This window comes from Roseateles sp. P5_D6 (assembly GCF_054049415.1).
Genome location: NZ_JBFUMK010000002.1, coordinates 1 through 15,616, shown reverse-complemented (window position 1 = coordinate 15,616; position 15,616 = coordinate 1). Strand labels below are relative to the sequence as shown.

Below are 15,616 nucleotides of genomic sequence, written 5' to 3'. Positions count from 1 at the left end.
TGCGAGAAAGGGGCCTTCGCCTGGGCCGGCGAGAATGCCCCCATGTTCAGTTTCTTCAAGAAGACGGCGCCGGCGCCGGTGCCCGACGAGGCGCCCACCCTGCTGCCCGAGGGCTGGGTCACCAAGCCCGCCAGCCCGCCACCTCCGCCCGCCGCTCCCGAGCCAGTTGCACCACCGGTCGCCGCGCCCCAAGCACCCGTTCCCGCCGCGCCGACTCCCGCGCTGTCCGTCGCCCTGCCGCCGAGGGCGCCCGAACCCGCCGCTGCGCCGCGCCAGAGCTGGATGGAGCGGCTGCGTGCCGGCCTGCGCAAGACGGGCGGCAGCATCGCCGGCGTCTTCACCGGCACCCAGATCGACGACCAGCTTTACGAGGAGCTGGAAGAAGCCCTGTTGATGGCCGATGCCGGCGTCAAGGCCACGCAGTTCCTGCTCGATGACCTGAAGCGTCGCGTGAAGGACGCCCGGGCCAGCGACCCGCAGGCCGTGCGTGGTCTGCTGATCGACGCGCTCACCGAGTTGCTGTCGCCGCTGGAAAGGGGCCTGGAAGTTGGCCGTCACACGCCCACTGTCATGATGGTCGTGGGCGTCAATGGCGCCGGCAAGACGACCAGCATCGGCAAGCTGACCCGCCATCTTGCCGAAGCCGACCAGAAGGTGCTGCTGGCGGCTGCCGACACCTTCCGCGCCGCGGCGCGCGAGCAGTTGGGTGTGTGGGCCGACCGCGCCAAGGTCGAGATCGTCAGCCAGGAGGGCGGCGACCCCGCGGCCGTGTCCTTCGACGCCGTCAATGCCGGACGCGCGCGTGGTGCCGATGTCGTCATCGCCGACACCGCCGGCCGCCTGCCGACGCAGCTCCACCTGATGGAAGAGCTGAAGAAGATCAAGCGCGTCATCAACAAGGCCCAGGAAGGTGCGCCTCATGAGGTGCTGCTGGTGGTGGACGGCAACACCGGCCAGAACGCGCTGAACCAGGTCAAGGCCTTTGACGAAACGCTGGGCCTCACCGGGCTCATCGTCACCAAGCTCGACGGCACCGCCAAGGGTGGCGTGCTGGCGGCAATAGCGCGCGAGCGGCCTGTGCCGGTCTATTTCATCGGCGTGGGCGAGAAGCTGGAAGACCTCGAGACCTTCAGCGCGCGCGAGTTCGCGCGGGCCTTGCTGGAGTAAGCCGCCCGAACTCGGTGCGAATCCAGGCCTCGAACGCGTCGACGGCCGGCGCGCCGACGCGGGCCGCACCACGCAGCAACCGGTAGCCATAGGCCGAAGCCAGCGGCGCGCAGTTGGCGAGCACCAGGCGGCCCTGGGCCAGGTCCTCGGCCGCAAGCGCGAACGGCACAAGGCCCACGCCCAGCCCGGCCACCGCAGCCTGCACCAGCAGCCCGCCATGGCTGTAGCTGCGTGAGAAATCGAGATGCCGCCGCGCGGCCAGCCCCTCGCGCGACAGCAGGCGCTGCCAGGCCTGCAGCCCCCCTTCCTCGTGCAGCAGCGGCTGGCGCAGCAACTCGGCCAGTGGCGCCGGCTTGGGCGTGAGGGCAGGGCTGTAGGCGACGACCTGCTGCTCGGCGTACAGCGGCGGCTCACCCATCTTGTCGAGGGCCTGGTAGCGCAGCGCGATGTCGCAGCCCCCACCGTCGAGGTCGGCGAGCTGGTCGCTGGCCTGCACGCGCACGTCGACCGCCGGATGGGTCGCGGTGAACGCATGCAGCCGCGGAACCAGGAGCTTCATCGTCAGCGAATGCGTGCTGGATACACGCACGGTGTGCGGGTCCTGCGTCTCGCGCAGCGCCAGCACCTGCTCGCGCAGTTCGCCCACCATGCGCGTGACGCTCGCGGCCAGCGCGCGCCCGGCCGGCGTGATGGCGACATGGCGCGCGTGGCGCACGAACAGGGCCAGGCCCAGGGACTGCTCCAGCAGCTTGATCTGCTGGCTCAACGCTGCCGGCGTCTTGTGCAGCTCGGCCGCTGCCGAGCGAAAGCCATCGTGGCGGGCGGCCGCTTCGAAGTCGAGCAGGCCGGACAGGCTGGCAAAAGGCTTGGGCATGGAGCGAGGGCAAGTTTTCCTGATCCTCAGGATAGCTAAATCTCGGTTTCGCTTCTCGCCCCGCAGGGGAAGACTGCTGGCCATCACTCCACGGACGAGTCATGAGTCAAGAAATCCTGGTCATCGGCGGAACCCGATTTTTCGGCATTCCTCTTGTTGAGGCCTTGCTCGCTGCTGGCAACCGCGTGACGATCGCGACGCGCGGCCGCACGCCCGATCCCTTCGGCATGCGCGTGCGCCGCATCGCGGTGGACCGCGGCGACGCGACGGCGATGCAGGCTGCGTTCAGCGATGCGCGCTTTGACGTCGTCTACGACCAGATGTGCTACGGCCCGGATGAAGCCGCACTCGCCGCACGCCTGTTCACCGGCAAGGTCGGCCGCTACCTGATGACGTCGACGCTCGAGGTCTATGACGCGCGGCATGGCCAGCTGGCGCGCGCCTATCGAGAGGAGGATCTCGACCTGGCGCGGTCCGTGGACAAGCCGCCGACGGCCTATGGCGACGGCAAGCGTCGCGCCGAGGTCCAGCTGCTGAGGGCTCGGGAGCTGCCGGTCGCGACGCTTCGGCTGGCCCACGTGCTGGGCGGCGCGGAGGATTTCACCGGCCGGCTGCGCGGCTATGTCGAGCGGGTCCTCCGTGGCGAACCGCTGCTGCATGCGGCGGTGCCGGGCGCGACCTCCTTCATCGATGTGCCTGGCGTGGTGGCGCTGTTGGTCTGGGCTGGCCGCCAGGACTTTCTCGGCCCGCTCAACGTCGCGAGCCGCGGCACGCTGACGGCGCCACAACTGCATGCGCGTATCGCGACAAGATTGGGGCGCGAGGCGCTGATGACGCCGAAAGCTGGTGCCGGTGCGAGCCCTTTCGACTACGCCGCGCTTCACGCGCTGGACACCGGTCGCGCGACGGCGCTGGGCTGGCTGTTTGATCCCCTGGACGACTGGCTGGATGCCCTCATCGACACGCACGCAGCAGCGCTGGCTGGTGAAGGGGTGGGCGCATGAACGGCGTCCAACACCTTGGCGCCTTCCTGCTGGCAGCCTTGCTCGTCATTGTCGTGCCGGGGCCAGCGACGCTCTATGTGCTCGGCCAGGTGCGCACGGCGGCGCCTCGCGCCATGCTGGCCGTTGGCGGCCTGGTGGCCGGCGATCTGTTGCTGATCATGGCGGCTGGCTTGGGGCTGGGCAGCCTCCTGCAGCAATGGCCGGCGGCGTTGGTGGCGTTGCGGATGGTCGGCGCGCTGTACGTCGCATGGCTTGGGCTGACCATGCTGCGCAGCGCTGCGGCGCCTGCCACCATGGAGGAGAAATTCAGCGGGAAGGCCAGCGGCGCTTTCGGTCCGGCCCTGCTGCTGACGCTGCTCAACCCCAAGCCCATCCTGTTCTTCGGCGCCTTCTTTCCGCTCTTCCTGACGATTGACAACACCGACTGGCTGGGCGGCTTCATGCACCTGGGCCTGCTGTTCGAGCTGATCAACATCGGCTGGTTCGCGCTGCTGATCGCAGGTGCCGTCCTGCTGCGCCGTCGTGCCCGCATGCCCGCCGGGCCCTGGTTGAACCGCCTCGGCGGTCTGGGCTTGCTGGGCTGCGCGGCCCTGGTGATGCTCGGCTAATGCGCGTGTGGCGTATCGGCGTAGTAGCCGGATGCGCGCGGCTTGGGGAACAGCGTGTCACGCAGCCGGTCGCTGGACTCGTTCTGCCATTCCCGGTTCCACGGTGTGACCGCCAGCTCGGTGGCGCCCAGCACGCGCAACAGGCGATCCCGTTTTCTGGAATGGCGAGGCTCGTCGGCAACGGGCAGGAGAACGACGGAGCGCGCATAGCCGTGTTCGTCGCAAAGCGCGAAGTCGACGGTCAGCAAGCCCGTGCGCGACAGCCACTCGCGGTAGGAGTATTGCTTCGGCACCCGCACCAGCTTGTGCAGCGGCACATGGGCCAGCAGGAAGCCCTTGGGGTGTTCCAGTGCCAGGGCTTGCGCGATGCATTTGTGGGCATGGCGCTCCGCGCTCACCAGCACCCGCGCAGCGGTGGGCGGCCACTGCATCACGGTGTCGCTGGCGTCCTTGCGAGGCGCTCTGCCTTGCCCGGTGAGGTTGCTCAGCCAGGCGCCAACGGCTCTTGGGAGGTGAAGGTTCAGCATGCGCGCGACGCTAGCGGCCGCGCCGGTTCTTGACCATGCTCCGTTGTCCCTCGACCTTGGGACCAAGTGTGTGGACTTGTGTCCCTGCTGACGACAGGCTGTCTGCGCGCGGATCGAACGAACGATCGAGAGTGCAAGCCTGCGGGTTTACATCCCCGGCAGGCCCTTCATGCCGCCCATGCGCTTCATCATCTTCATCAGGCCGCCGCCCTTCATCTTCTTCATCATCTGCTGCATCTGGTCGAACTGATTCAGCAGGCGATTGACGTCCTGGATCTGCACGCCGGCGCCGGTGGCGATGCGGCGCTTGCGGCTGGCCTTGCTCTTGCCATCCATCAAGAGGGCCGGGTGTGAGCGCTCCTTGGCGCTCATGGAACGCAGGATGCCTTCCATGCGCTTCATGTCGCGCTCGGCGCGGTCCATGTCGGCCTGGCCGGGCTGCTTGTTGCCCATCATGTTCTGCGGCAATTTGTCCATCAGGCCGCCCAGGCCGCCCATCTTCTTCATCTGCGCGATCTGTTGCAGGAAGTCATTCAGGTCGAAGCCGCTGCCGCTCTTGAGCTTGTCGGCCATTGCCTGGGCGCTAGCCATGTCGACGTTGGCCGTGACCTGCTCGACGAGGGCCACGATGTCGCCCATGCCCAGCACGCGGCCGGCGTGGCGGTCGGCGTCGAAGACCTCCAGCCCGTCGATCTTCTCGGACACGCCGGCGAACTTGATCGGCGCACCGGTGATCTGGCGCACCGACAGCGCCGCACCACCGCGGGAGTCGCCGTCGAGCTTGGTCAGCACGACGCCGGTCAGCGGCAGAGCGTCCTTGAAGGCCTTGGCGGTGTTGATCGCATCCTGGCCCTGCATGGCGTCGACGACGAACAGCGTCTCGACCGGGTTCAGCACCGCATGCAGGTCCTTGATCTCGGCCATCAGCGCTTCATCGATGGCCAGGCGGCCGGCGGTGTCCACCAGCAGCACGTCGATGTAGTGGCGCTTGGCGTAGTCCAGCGCGGCCAGCGCGATGTCACGAGGCTTTTGCTCGGGCGTGGACTCGAACCATTCGGCGCCGGCCTGCCTGGTCACCGTCTTCAACTGCTCGATGGCTGCCGGGCGGTAGACGTCGGCGGAGACTGTCAGCACCTTCTTCTTGCGCTTCTCGATCAGGTGCTTGGCGAGCTTGGCCGTCGTCGTCGTCTTGCCGGCGCCCTGCAGGCCGGCCATCAGGATGACGGCGGGCGGCTGGGCGGCGAGGTTGATGTCGGCCACGCCTTCGCCCATGGTCGCGGCGAGTTCCTTGTGCACGACCGAGACCAGCACCTGGCCGGGGTTCAGCGAGCCGACGACCTCCTGGCCGAGTGCCTTCTCCTTCACGCGGGCAATGAAGTCGCGCACCACCGGCAGGGCCACGTCGGCCTCCAGCAGGGCCATGCGCACCTCGCGGAGCATGTCCTGCACGTTGCTCTCGGTGATGCGGGCCTGCCCGCGCATCGTCTTGACGAGGCGACTCAGGCGGTCGGTGAGGTTGGATGCCATGGTGGGGAGGTGGGCTAGGAGGCTGTCGGGCTTTGGGCGGGGTGCACGTTGGATCTGCAAGGGGGCTGAGGCTAGGCGCGACGACGCTGCGGGCTCGTGCCCGCGAGGAGGAGCAACAGCGCATCAGCCCCCTTGCAGACCCAACCCGAAGGGCCGAGGCGATTTGCGGGGCCATGCGTCGTTGCCGACTCGTTGCTGGGCCCCACCCAACGCCTCGTCGACGCCTAGCCTGGCCTCGCAACTCGCCTCGGCGCGCACCCCGCCCAAAGCCCGACAGCCTCCTGGACCGCCAGAACGGCGGCAGGCCAAAAGTACACTGCAGCCATGAGTTTATCGCCCGCCCTTCTTGCCGATGCTGGAGACGCCGCAGCCGGCGCCCAAAGCCTCGGCCCCGGGCCGGCATTGGCCGTCGCCAGCGCGCTGGCGCTGCTGGGATATGTCTGGGTTGGGCTGCTGCGCGCGCGCGCCGGCGACGATGCCTCCGTGCGGCGGCCGCTGCGGTCCGTGCCGCCCATGGCCCTGGCCTGGACGGCCCAGTTCGCCGCCCTCTATATAGATATCAGTGGCTACGGCCTGGCCGAACCGGGTGCGCGCTTCGGTTTCGCGCCGGCGCTGTCGATGACGACCTGGCTGGTGCTGACGGTCTATCTGGTTGAAAGCCGCTTCCTGCCCCTGCACAGCGTGCGGCGCGTGCTGGCCTGGCTGGCGGCGGCGGCCGTGCTGCTGGCTTGGGGCTTCCCCGGCGAGAGCCGGCCGCTGGCCGCGTCGCCCTGGGCGCCGTTGCACTGGGTGCTGGGCCTGGCGTCCTACGGCCTGTTCGGCGTGGCGGTGCTGCATGCGGCGCTGATGAACCGCGCCGAGATGCAGCTGCGCCGCAAGCAGTCGGCACCGGCCGGGCTGCCGCTGCTGCGGCTTGAGCGCCTGACCTTCCAGTTCGTGGCCGCCGGCGTCGGCGTGCTGTCCCTGGCCATCCTGCTGGGATGGTGGTTCACACCGCATTGGCGCTGGGACCACAAGAACCTGCTGGCCGTGCTTGGTTGGCTGGTGCTGACCGGCCTGCTGGTCGGGCGGCGCATCTACGGCTGGCGCGGCCGGCGTGCGACGCGCTGGCTCTACGCCGGCGCGGCCTTGCTGCTGTTGTCCTATGCCGGCTCGCGCTTCGTGCTGGAGGTCATCCTGCAGCGCGGTGTCAACGGAGGCGGCGCATGAAATACCTGCTGCTGCTGGCCCTGCTGGCGGGCCTGTTCTTTGTGTTGGGCATCAAGCGCGGCCGGCCGCGCGAACCCGAGGCGCGCAAGCCCCAGCCGCCAGCGCCGCCGCAAGCCATGCTGCGCTGCGCCGAATGCGGCATGCATCTGCCCGTCGATGAGGCGCTGCCGGGCAAGGGTGGTGTCTTCTGCAGCGCGGCGCATCGCACCAGCTTCGAGGCCCGCGAGGGGCAGGCCTGACGGTGGCCGGCGCCGGCAGCTGGTTCGTCGAGCAGCCGCCGGCGGAGCCGCCGGCCGAGGCCAGCGCTTCGTTCGAGCGTCTATACCGCGCCTTCCTGTCGGCGCGTGCAGCCCTGGGCCTGGCCCTGGTGATGGCCCAACTGATCTCGGTCGTTCTCGGCACGACGCCGGCGCGCTCGACGCTGGCCCTGAGCCTGTCCTATGCCATGGCAGCCCTGGCCCTGTGGCTGGCGCCGCAGCTGCGGCGGGGCGCCTCGGCGCGCAGCCTGGCGCGCATCAGCAGCCCCCATTGGTGGAGCGCCATCGGCGTGGACTTGATCCTGTTCGGCGTGCTGCATGCGCTGGACCCGAGTGGGGTGAACTACGGCGCCCTCTTCGTCATGCCGGTGCTGATGGCGGCCGTGCTGAGCCCGCGCATGCTGGCGCTGGCTACGGCGGCGATGGCAACGCTGGGCCTGCTCGGTGCGGCCGCCTGGTCGCTGCTGGCCGGCCTGGACGTGGGCCTGAAGACGACGCAGGCCGGCTTGGTGGGCAGCGGCCTGTTCGCCGTGAGCCTGCTAGCCGGTGAGCTCAGCGCGCGGCTCGCTCGCGAGGAGAAGGCCGCACGGGGCAGCCTGGCGCTCGCCCGCCAGCAGGAGCTGCTGAACCGCCTGGTCATCGATGAGATGCAGGAGGGCGTGCTCGTCGTCGACCGGCGTGGCCGTATCCGCGCGATGAACCCGGCGGCGCGCAGCCTGTTGGGCGCCGCCAGCGGAGAGCTGAGCTGGCAGTTGCGCGGGCGGGCCGACTGGCAGCCCCTGGTGCTCGCATTGGAGCGAGCCTATGGCGGCAGCGCCGGCGAGGGGGGAGCGGAAGTCGACGTGGCGCTGGCGCTGGACAGCGGCGCCGCGCGCAGCCTGCGCCTGCGCCTGCGCTTCACACGCCAGCGCGAGGGCAGCGAGGAGCTGTGCGTGCTGTTCGTCGAGGACAACCGCGAGCTGCTGGCGCGTACCCGCCAGGAGAAACTGGCCGCCATGGGCCGGGTGTCGGCCGGCATCGCTCACGAGATTCGCAACCCGCTGGCGGCCATCGCCCAGGCCAATGCCTTGCTGGCCGAGGACGTCGCCGGCGGGCGCGCCGAGCAGCTGACCAGGATGGTCGCCTCCAATGTGCAAAGGCTCAAGCGCCTGGTCGACGACGTCAGCGAGCTGGCGCCCGGCATGCAGCCCGACACCCAGCCGCTGGACGTCAGCCTGTTGGTACAGGAGACCTGTGAGGACTGGGCCCAGGTCAATGGCGTCGAGCCCGGTGCCCAGAGTCGCTTCCGGCTGCACATCGCCGCGCCTGGGCTGATGGGGCTGTTCGACGCCGAGCATCTGCGCCGCGTCCTGGTCAATCTGCTCGACAACGCGCACCGCCATGCCGAGCCTGGCGCGGGCGCGATCCAGGCGGCGCTGGACCGCCACGGCGATGCGCTGGACCTCGTCGTGCGCAGCGCGGGCGCGCCGGTGCCGCACGAGATCGAGCGCCATCTGTTCGAGCCTTTCTTCTCGACACGCAGCCGCGGTTCGGGCCTGGGCCTCTACATTTGCCGTGAACTGTGCGAGCGTCATGGCGCCCGCATCGACTACCGCCGCGCCACTGACGCGGCGGCCAACGAGTTCTGCGTTCGACTGCGCACGCCCCCATCTGCATCCTCTGCATGACTACTGCCACGCTCCCGCGCCTGCTGGTCGTCGACGACGAGCCCGATCTGCGCACGCTCTACGAGCTGACGTTGCTGCGTGAAGGCTATGAGATCGACAGTGCGGGCACGGTGGCAGAGGCGCTGGCGCATCTGCAGGCCCAGACCTACAGCGCCGTCATCACCGACATGAAGCTGCCCGACGGCTCGGGCCTGGCATTGCTGCGCTGGCTGGAGCAGGCCGGCCGACCCGAGAAGGCCATCGTCATCACGGCGTTCGGCTCGGCCGAGAACGCGGTGGAGGCCTTGAAGGCCGGCGCCTACGACTACCTGACCAAGCCGGTGGACCTGCGCCAGTTCCGCCTCGTCGTCGGTTCGGCACTGGGCCGCGTGGCGCCCGATCCCAGCCCGGCGGCGCAAGAAAAAAGCGTGGCAATGCCGGCGTCGGCGCTGCGCTTGGTGGGTGAATCACCGGCCATCCGCGCGGTTCGCTCGCTGATCGACAAGGTGGCGCGCAGCATGGCGCCGGTGCTGGTGCAGGGTGAATCCGGGACCGGCAAGGAGCTGGTGGCGCGGGCCATCCACGACCACGGCGTGCGCGCCGGGCAGGGCTTCATCGCCGTCAACTGCGGCGCCATTCCCGAGAACTTGCTGGAGGCCGAGTTCTTCGGCTACCGCAAGGGCGCGTTCACCGGTGCCAACGAGGACCGCGAGGGCTTCTTCCAGGCGGCGGATGGCGGCACGCTCTTCCTCGATGAGATCGGCGACCTGCCCCTGGCGATGCAAAGCAAGCTGCTGCGCGTCATCCAGGAGCGTTCGGTGCGGCCGGTCGGCGCCACCGCCGAGACGCCGATCAATGTGCGCATCCTCAGCGCGACGCACAAGGATCTGTCCGCCGAGGTGGCGGCGGGGCGCTTCCGCCAGGACTTGTTCTACCGCCTCAACGTCATCCAGATCCGCGTGCCGCCGCTGCGCGAGCGCCTGGAGGACCTGGGCCTGATCAGCGCCCGGGTGCTGACCCGCATCGCCCAGGACGCTGGCGTGTCACCAGCGCCACGACTGACGGTGGGTGCGCTGCAGACGCTGTCGCGCTATACCTTTCCCGGCAATGTGCGCGAGCTCGAGAACCTGCTGCACCGCGCGCTGGCGCTGGCGGGCGGTGAGTGGATCGACGCCGACGATCTTGGCCTGCCCGACACGCTGCTGGACGAGGACCGCAGCGAGTCGCAGTTCGCCGCGCTGGACACCCCCCTGGGGGCGGCACCAGTGGCCGAGGGCGTGTCCCTGCCCGAGGAATTGCCGTCGGACCTGGCGCGCTATCTCGACGAGGTCGAGCGCGCCATTCTGCTGCGAGCGCTGGAGCTGCACCGCTTCAACCGCACGGCCGCGGCAGCCAGCCTCGGGCTGTCGCTGCGCCAGATCCGCTACCGCATGGCGCGGCTTGCGATCTCGGCTGGTGACAGCTGAAAGAAAAACCTTCTCGGGATTTGCCCTGCTTGAATCTGCGGCGAGGCTATAGAGCGCTTGCTCGGACGCAGCGCTGGCGCGGCCTTGCGGCCCGCTTCGGCCCGCCAGCCCAGTGTTGATGCGGGTTGCCGGTTGCAAGCCCCGATCTGATCGGCCAAAGGCGCGCGCAGGGCATTTGTCCAGAGAAATCGCGGCCAGGGTTTGACACTAGCGGTAGTGCTTGAGGACGGCGGGGGCCATAGATATAGTGTTCCTTCGTGATATCCTGCTGAGCCAGTCGACCCCATGACCATCCCCTCGGATTCGCTGTTTGCAGTGGCTTGGCCACGGCAGCAAAGCGCCCGGGGACCAAGCCGAAACGCCGGCCTGGCAATGGAGCGGCAGGGACGAAATACCCCACTGAAGCACCGCACGATGCGCTGGCCCGACCTTCGGGTTGATGCCGCGCATTTGCCCGTCATTTCTCGATAAAGGATCCCCTCATGCTGCATGAAGCCGCCACGGGCCAGGCCACCTCCGCCTCGCTGTCGTCGCAGTCCCCGGTCGCGTTTGGATCCGACGCCACCGCCCCCAGCGCCCCTGCGTTGTCCGGCTATCAGGCCTACCAGATCATTCGCCGCAATGGCGCCGTGGTCTCGTTCGAGCCGAGCAAGATCGCCGTTGCGCTGATGAAGGCTTTCCTGGCCGTGCATGGCACCAGCGGCGCAGCCTCGGCCAGCGTGCGTGAGACGGTGGAGCAGCTGACCCAGAACGTCGTGCGCGCCCTGCTGCGCTCGCGTCCGAGTGGCGGTACCTTCCATATTGAAGATGTGCAGGACCAGGTCGAGCTGGGCCTGATGCGCAGCAGCAACCATGAAGTCGCCCGCGCCTACGTGCTGTATCGCGAGCGCCGCACGCAGGAGCGCGCCGCGCAGGGCGAGGCCACGCGCGCCGCCGAGCCGGTGGTGATGGTGGTGGACCGCGGCGAGCGCCGCCCGCTGGACCTGGGTGCGCTGAAGTCGCTGATCGCGTCGGCCTGCGAGAACCTCGGCGCCGACGTCAAGCCAGATCCGGTGCTGGCCGAGACCCAGCGCAATCTGTACGACGGCGTCGCCATCGACGAGGTCTACAAGGCCGCCATCCTGGCCGCGCGCACGCTGATCGAGAAGGACCCGGGCTACAGCCGCGCCACCGCGCGCCTGCTGCTGCACACGATCCGCCGCGAGATCCTCGGTGGCGAGGTGCTGCAGGGTGAGATGACCCAGCGCTACGCCGAGTACTTCCCCGGCTATATCAAGAAGGGCGTGAAGGCCGAACTGCTGGACGAGAAGCTGCAGCAGTACGACCTGGTCAAGCTGGGTGCGGCGCTCAAGCCCGAGCGCGACCTGCAGTTCGACTACCTCGGCCTGCAGACCCTGTACGACCGCTACTTCCTGCACATCGAAGAGCAGCGCATCGAGCTGCCTCAGGCCTTCTTCATGCGCGTGGCCATGGGCCTGGCCCTGGGCGAGATCGACCGCGAAGCCCGCGCCATCGAGTTCTATGAAGTGCTGTCGAGCTTCGACTTCATGTCCAGCACGCCGACGCTGTTCAACGCCGGCACGCGCCGCTCGCAGCTGTCGAGCTGCTACCTGACGACCGTCAGCGACGACCTCGACGGTATCTACGAGGCGCTGAAGGAGAACGCGCTGCTGAGCAAGTTCGCCGGCGGCCTGGGCAATGACTGGACCCCGGTGCGCGCGCTGGGCTCGCACATCAAGGGCACCAACGGCAAGAGCCAGGGCGTCGTGCCCTTCCTGAAGGTGGTCAACGACACGGCCGTCGCCGTGAACCAGGGCGGCAAGCGCAAGGGCGCCGTCTGCGCCTATCTGGAAACCTGGCACCTCGACATCGAGGAGTTCCTGGACCTGCGCAAGAACACCGGCGACGACCGCCGCCGCACGCACGACATGAACACGGCGAACTGGATTCCCGACCTGTTCATGCGCCGTGTGCTCGAAGGCGGTGACTGGACGCTGTTCAGCCCCAGCACCTGCCCGGACCTGCACGACCTGTTCGGCAAGCCTTTCGAAGTGGCCTACACGGCCTACGAGGCCAAGGCCGACCGCGGCGAGATCAAGCTCTTCAAGCGCATGCCGGCCAAGGACCTGTGGCGCAAGATGCTGTCGATGCTGTTCGAGACGGGCCACCCCTGGATCACGTTCAAGGACGCCTGCAATGTGCGCAGCCCGCAGCAGCACGTCGGCGTGGTGCACTCCAGCAACCTGTGCACCGAGATCACGCTGAACACCAACGACAGCGAGATCGCCGTCTGCAACCTCGGCTCCGTCAACCTGGCCCAGCACATCAAGGATGGCCAGATCGACCAGGCCAAGCTGAAGAAGACGACGCGCACCGCGATGCGCATGCTCGACAACGTCATCGACATCAACTACTACGCCGTCAAGAAGGCGCGCGACTCCAACCTGCGCCACCGCCCGGTCGGCCTGGGAATCATGGGCTTCCAGGACGCGCTGTACCAACTGCGCACTCCCTACGCCTCGCAGGCTGCCGTCGACTTCGCCGATCGCTCGATGGAGGCCGTCTGCTATCACGCCTACTGGGCCTCGACCGAACTGGCCGAGGAACGCGGCCGCTACTCCACCTACAAGGGCTCGCTGTGGGATCGCGGCATCCTGCCGATCGACTCGCTGGACCTGCTGGCCGAGGCCCGCGGCGGCTACGTCGACGTCGACCGCTCGACCACGATGGACTGGGACGCCCTGCGCGGCCGCATCGCCAGCTTCGGCATGCGCAACAGCAACTGCGTGGCGATCGCGCCGACGGCGACCATCTCCAACATCATCGGCGTGGACGCCTCCATCGAGCCGTGCTTCGGCAACCTGTCGGTCAAGTCCAACCTGTCGGGCGAATTCACCATCATCAACGAATCGCTGGTGCGCGACCTGAAGGCGCTGGGCCTGTGGGACGACGTGATGGTCATGGACCTCAAGCACTTCGACGGCTCGCTGCGTCGCATCGACCGCGTGCCGGAGGAGATCAAGGCGCTCTACGCGACGGCCTTTGAAGTCGACACCGTGTGGCTGATCGAGGCCGGTGCTCGCCGCCAGAAGTGGATCGACCAGGCGCAGAGCCTGAACATCTACATGGCCGGCGCGTCGGGCAAGAAGCTCGACGAGACCTACAAGCTCGCCTGGCAGCGCGGCCTGAAGACGACCTACTACCTGCGCACGACCAGCGCGACGCAGGCCGAGAAGAGCACGGTGACGCGCTCGGGCCAGCTCAACGCGGTGTCCAACAGCACCGCAGCGATGGCCGCCGCACCGGTCGCGCCGGTTGCCGTCGTCGAGCCCGAACTGCCGGCGACGGACATGAAGTTCTGCTCGATCGACAATCCGGATTGCGAGGCCTGTCAGTAAATTCGGAGCGAGGCCTTCACTTGTCTATACAAGTGAAGGCCTCGGTTTCGATGCCCTCGCGCAACAAACTTTGCGCGAACGATGCAAATAGCTGTAGCTAGTTCTTGTTGATTTGCACAAGCACTGCCGATAATTCGAAGTGATAGGAAGCACACCATGCTGGATTGGGACGAAGACCTGAAGTCCACTGACACACACACCGCGAAGCCTGTCGCGGCACTGCCTTCGGCACCCCTGATGCCTGAAGTTGCTCTCGCTTCCTCTCCTGCTCCCAAGTTGTCCGGCGAACCAACCACCGCGCGTCGCGTGAAGGCTGCCGACAAGCGCATCATCAACGGCCAGACCGACGTCAACCAGCTGGTGCCCTTCAAGTACAAATGGGCCTGGGAGAAGTACCTCGCCACCTGCGCCAACCACTGGATGCCGCAGGAAGTGAACATGAGCCGCGACATCGCGCTCTGGAAAGATCCCAACGGCCTGACCGAAGACGAGCGCCGCATCATCAAGCGCAACCTCGGTTTCTTCGTCACTGCTGACTCGCTGGCCGCGAACAACATCGTGCTGGGCACCTACCGCCACATCACGGCGCCGGAAGCCCGTCAGTTCCTGCTGCGCCAGGCGTTCGAAGAGGCGATCCACACGCACGCCTACCAGTACATCGTGGAGTCGCTGGGTCTGGACGAGAGCGAGATCTTCAACGCCTACAACGAAGTCCAGTCCATTCGCGACAAGGACGAGTTCCTGATCCCCTTCATCGGCGCGATCATGGACCCGCACTTCCACACCGGTACGCCGGAGAACGACCAGACGCTGCTGAAGAGCCTGATCGTCTTCGCCTGCCTGATGGAAGGCCTGTTCTTCTACGTCGGCTTCACGCAGATCCTCGCCATGGGCCGCCAGAACAAGATGACCGGTGCAGCCGAGCAGTACCAGTACATCCTGCGCGACGAGTCGATGCACTGCAACTTCGGCATCGACCTGATCAACCAGATCAAGCTTGAGAACCCGCACCTCTGGACGGCCGAATTCAAGGCCGAGATCAAGGCGCTGTTCCTGAAGGCCGTCGAACTGGAATACCGTTACGCCGAGGACACCATGCCGCGTGGTGTGCTGGGCCTCAATGCCTCGATGTTCAAGGGCTATCTGCGCTTCATCGCCAACCGCCGTGCGGTGCAGATCGGCCTCGAAGCCCTGTTCCCGAACGAAGAGAATCCCTTCCCCTGGATGAGCGAGATGATCGACTTGAAGAAGGAACGCAACTTCTTCGAGACGCGCGTCATCGAGTACCAATCAGGCGGGGCACTGAGCTGGGACTGAAGTCCCAGCCATAACAAGATCAAGACCTGGCCAATGCAGTCACCGAGCGAAACCCGCATCAACACGCTAGACGTGGCGGGGCTGCATGGCGATCCCATTCACCGTATCGAGGCGCTCCTCCTGGGCGACTCTCGGGCGGTGAATAACCGTATCCGCACGGACCGGTCCGTGCGGGACGGTGACTTTTCCACTTGATCAAGGAGAAAACCATGGCAACTGCAAAGACCCCGGCTAAGGCCGCAGCGAAGAAGGCCGCTCCGGCCAAGAAGGCTGCACCCGCCAAGAAGGCCGCTCCGGCCAAGAAGGCCGCTCCGGCCAAGAAGGCTGCGCCCGCCAAGAAGGCCGCTCCGGCCAAGAAGGCTGCGCCCGCCAAGAAGGCCGCTCCGGCCAAGAAGGCTGCGCCCGCCAAGAAGGCCGCTCCGGCCAAGAAGGCTGCACCCGCCAAGAAGGCCGCTCCGGCCAAGAAGGCTGCGCCCGCCAAGAAGGCCGCTCCGGCCAAGAAGGCTGCACCCGCCAAGAAGGCCGCTCCGGCCAAGAAGGCTGCGCCCGCCAAGAAGGCCGCTCCGGCCAAGAAGGCTGCACCCGCCAAGAAGGCCGCTCCGGCCAAGAAGGCTGC

13 protein-coding genes are annotated in these 15,616 nt (G+C 67.6%); 10 read left to right on the top strand and 3 right to left on the bottom strand.

The window, feature by feature from the left end; genetic code table 11:
- The first annotated feature begins 42 nt into the window (after positions 1 to 42).
- A complete protein-coding gene (ftsY, locus tag ACXJKM_RS02140) occupies positions 43 to 1,167 on the top strand; it encodes a signal recognition particle-docking protein FtsY (RefSeq protein WP_457349951.1) in 1,125 nt (374 codons plus the stop codon).
- On the opposite strand, the gene ACXJKM_RS02135 is transcribed toward ftsY, so the two are convergent.
- Positions 1,130 to 2,041, bottom strand: coding sequence for a LysR substrate-binding domain-containing protein (locus tag ACXJKM_RS02135; RefSeq protein ID WP_457349949.1), 912 nt, complete (start codon positions 2,039 to 2,041; stop codon positions 1,130 to 1,132). The genes ftsY and ACXJKM_RS02135 overlap by 38 nt on opposite strands.
- A gap of 101 nt (positions 2,042 to 2,142) precedes the next feature.
- Here ACXJKM_RS02135 and ACXJKM_RS02130 point away from each other — a divergent pair, with 101 nt between their 5' ends.
- Both ACXJKM_RS02130 and ACXJKM_RS02125 read left to right on the top strand, forming a co-directional pair.
- A complete protein-coding gene (locus tag ACXJKM_RS02130; RefSeq protein WP_457349947.1) occupies positions 2,143 to 3,045 on the top strand; it encodes an NAD-dependent epimerase/dehydratase family protein in 903 nt (300 codons plus the stop codon).
- Positions 3,042 to 3,653, top strand: coding sequence for a LysE family translocator (locus ACXJKM_RS02125; RefSeq protein WP_457349945.1), 612 nt, complete (start codon positions 3,042 to 3,044; stop codon positions 3,651 to 3,653). Before ACXJKM_RS02130 ends, ACXJKM_RS02125 begins: the two co-directional genes overlap by 4 nt.
- Here ACXJKM_RS02125 and ACXJKM_RS02120 read toward each other — a convergent pair.
- Positions 3,650 to 4,180, bottom strand: a complete 531-nt coding sequence (locus tag ACXJKM_RS02120; protein ID WP_457349943.1) for a hypothetical protein — start codon at positions 4,178 to 4,180, stop codon at positions 3,650 to 3,652. The genes ACXJKM_RS02125 and ACXJKM_RS02120 overlap by 4 nt on opposite strands.
- Before the next feature lie 147 nt (positions 4,181 to 4,327).
- Positions 4,328 to 5,707, bottom strand: coding sequence for a signal recognition particle protein (ffh, locus tag ACXJKM_RS02115; RefSeq protein WP_457349941.1), 1,380 nt, complete (start codon positions 5,705 to 5,707; stop codon positions 4,328 to 4,330).
- A gap of 324 nt (positions 5,708 to 6,031) precedes the next feature.
- Here ffh and ACXJKM_RS02110 point away from each other — a divergent pair, with 324 nt between their 5' ends.
- From ACXJKM_RS02110 to ACXJKM_RS02080, 7 genes are all read left to right on the top strand, one after another.
- Positions 6,032 to 6,916, top strand: a complete 885-nt coding sequence (locus ACXJKM_RS02110; protein ID WP_457349939.1) for a cytochrome C assembly family protein — start codon at positions 6,032 to 6,034, stop codon at positions 6,914 to 6,916.
- Positions 6,913 to 7,155, top strand: a complete 243-nt coding sequence (locus ACXJKM_RS02105; protein WP_457349937.1) for a PP0621 family protein — start codon at positions 6,913 to 6,915, stop codon at positions 7,153 to 7,155. Before ACXJKM_RS02110 ends, ACXJKM_RS02105 begins: the two co-directional genes overlap by 4 nt.
- Positions 7,156 to 7,157: 2 nt before the next feature.
- Positions 7,158 to 8,840 (top strand): sensor histidine kinase, encoded by a 1,683-nt coding sequence (locus ACXJKM_RS02100; RefSeq protein ID WP_457349935.1) that lies wholly within the window; start codon positions 7,158 to 7,160, stop codon positions 8,838 to 8,840.
- The gene (locus tag ACXJKM_RS02095; protein ID WP_457349934.1) at positions 8,837 to 10,285 is read left to right on the top strand and encodes a sigma-54-dependent transcriptional regulator; all 1,449 of its coding nucleotides are present in this window, start codon (positions 8,837 to 8,839) and stop codon (positions 10,283 to 10,285) included. The genes ACXJKM_RS02100 and ACXJKM_RS02095 overlap by 4 nt, the downstream gene beginning before the upstream one ends.
- Positions 10,286 to 10,767: 482 nt before the next feature.
- A complete protein-coding gene (locus ACXJKM_RS02090; RefSeq protein ID WP_056203543.1) occupies positions 10,768 to 13,683 on the top strand; it encodes a ribonucleoside-diphosphate reductase subunit alpha in 2,916 nt (971 codons plus the stop codon).
- 156 nt (positions 13,684 to 13,839) lie between these two features.
- Positions 13,840 to 15,000 carry a ribonucleotide-diphosphate reductase subunit beta gene (locus tag ACXJKM_RS02085; RefSeq protein WP_457323808.1) on the top strand — a complete coding sequence of 387 codons (1,161 nt, stop codon included), beginning with the start codon at positions 13,840 to 13,842 and terminating at the stop codon, positions 14,998 to 15,000.
- Between the two features lie 209 nt (positions 15,001 to 15,209).
- Positions 15,210 to 15,616 (top strand): hypothetical protein (locus ACXJKM_RS02080; protein ID WP_457349932.1); only part of this gene is annotated, 407 nt, incomplete at its 3' end.

What these genes read in the sequence shown, in the direction of transcription:
- ftsY (WP_457349951.1), top strand. Translation starts at nt 43, where the DNA reads ATGTTCAGTTTCTTCAAGAAGACGGCGCCGGCGCCGGTGCCCGACGAG.
- ACXJKM_RS02135 (WP_457349949.1), bottom strand. Translation starts at nt 2,041, where the DNA reads ATGCCCAAGCCTTTTGCCAGCCTGTCCGGCCTGCTCGACTTCGAAGCG.
- ACXJKM_RS02130 (WP_457349947.1), top strand. Translation starts at nt 2,143, where the DNA reads ATGAGTCAAGAAATCCTGGTCATCGGCGGAACCCGATTTTTCGGCATT.
- ACXJKM_RS02125 (WP_457349945.1), top strand. Translation starts at nt 3,042, where the DNA reads ATGAACGGCGTCCAACACCTTGGCGCCTTCCTGCTGGCAGCCTTGCTC.
- ACXJKM_RS02120 (WP_457349943.1), bottom strand. Translation starts at nt 4,180, where the DNA reads ATGCTGAACCTTCACCTCCCAAGAGCCGTTGGCGCCTGGCTGAGCAAC.
- ffh (WP_457349941.1), bottom strand. Translation starts at nt 5,707, where the DNA reads ATGGCATCCAACCTCACCGACCGCCTGAGTCGCCTCGTCAAGACGATG.
- ACXJKM_RS02110 (WP_457349939.1), top strand. Translation starts at nt 6,032, where the DNA reads ATGAGTTTATCGCCCGCCCTTCTTGCCGATGCTGGAGACGCCGCAGCC.
- ACXJKM_RS02105 (WP_457349937.1), top strand. Translation starts at nt 6,913, where the DNA reads ATGAAATACCTGCTGCTGCTGGCCCTGCTGGCGGGCCTGTTCTTTGTG.
- ACXJKM_RS02095 (WP_457349934.1), top strand. Translation starts at nt 8,837, where the DNA reads ATGACTACTGCCACGCTCCCGCGCCTGCTGGTCGTCGACGACGAGCCC.
- ACXJKM_RS02090 (WP_056203543.1), top strand. Translation starts at nt 10,768, where the DNA reads ATGCTGCATGAAGCCGCCACGGGCCAGGCCACCTCCGCCTCGCTGTCG.
- ACXJKM_RS02085 (WP_457323808.1), top strand. Translation starts at nt 13,840, where the DNA reads ATGCTGGATTGGGACGAAGACCTGAAGTCCACTGACACACACACCGCG.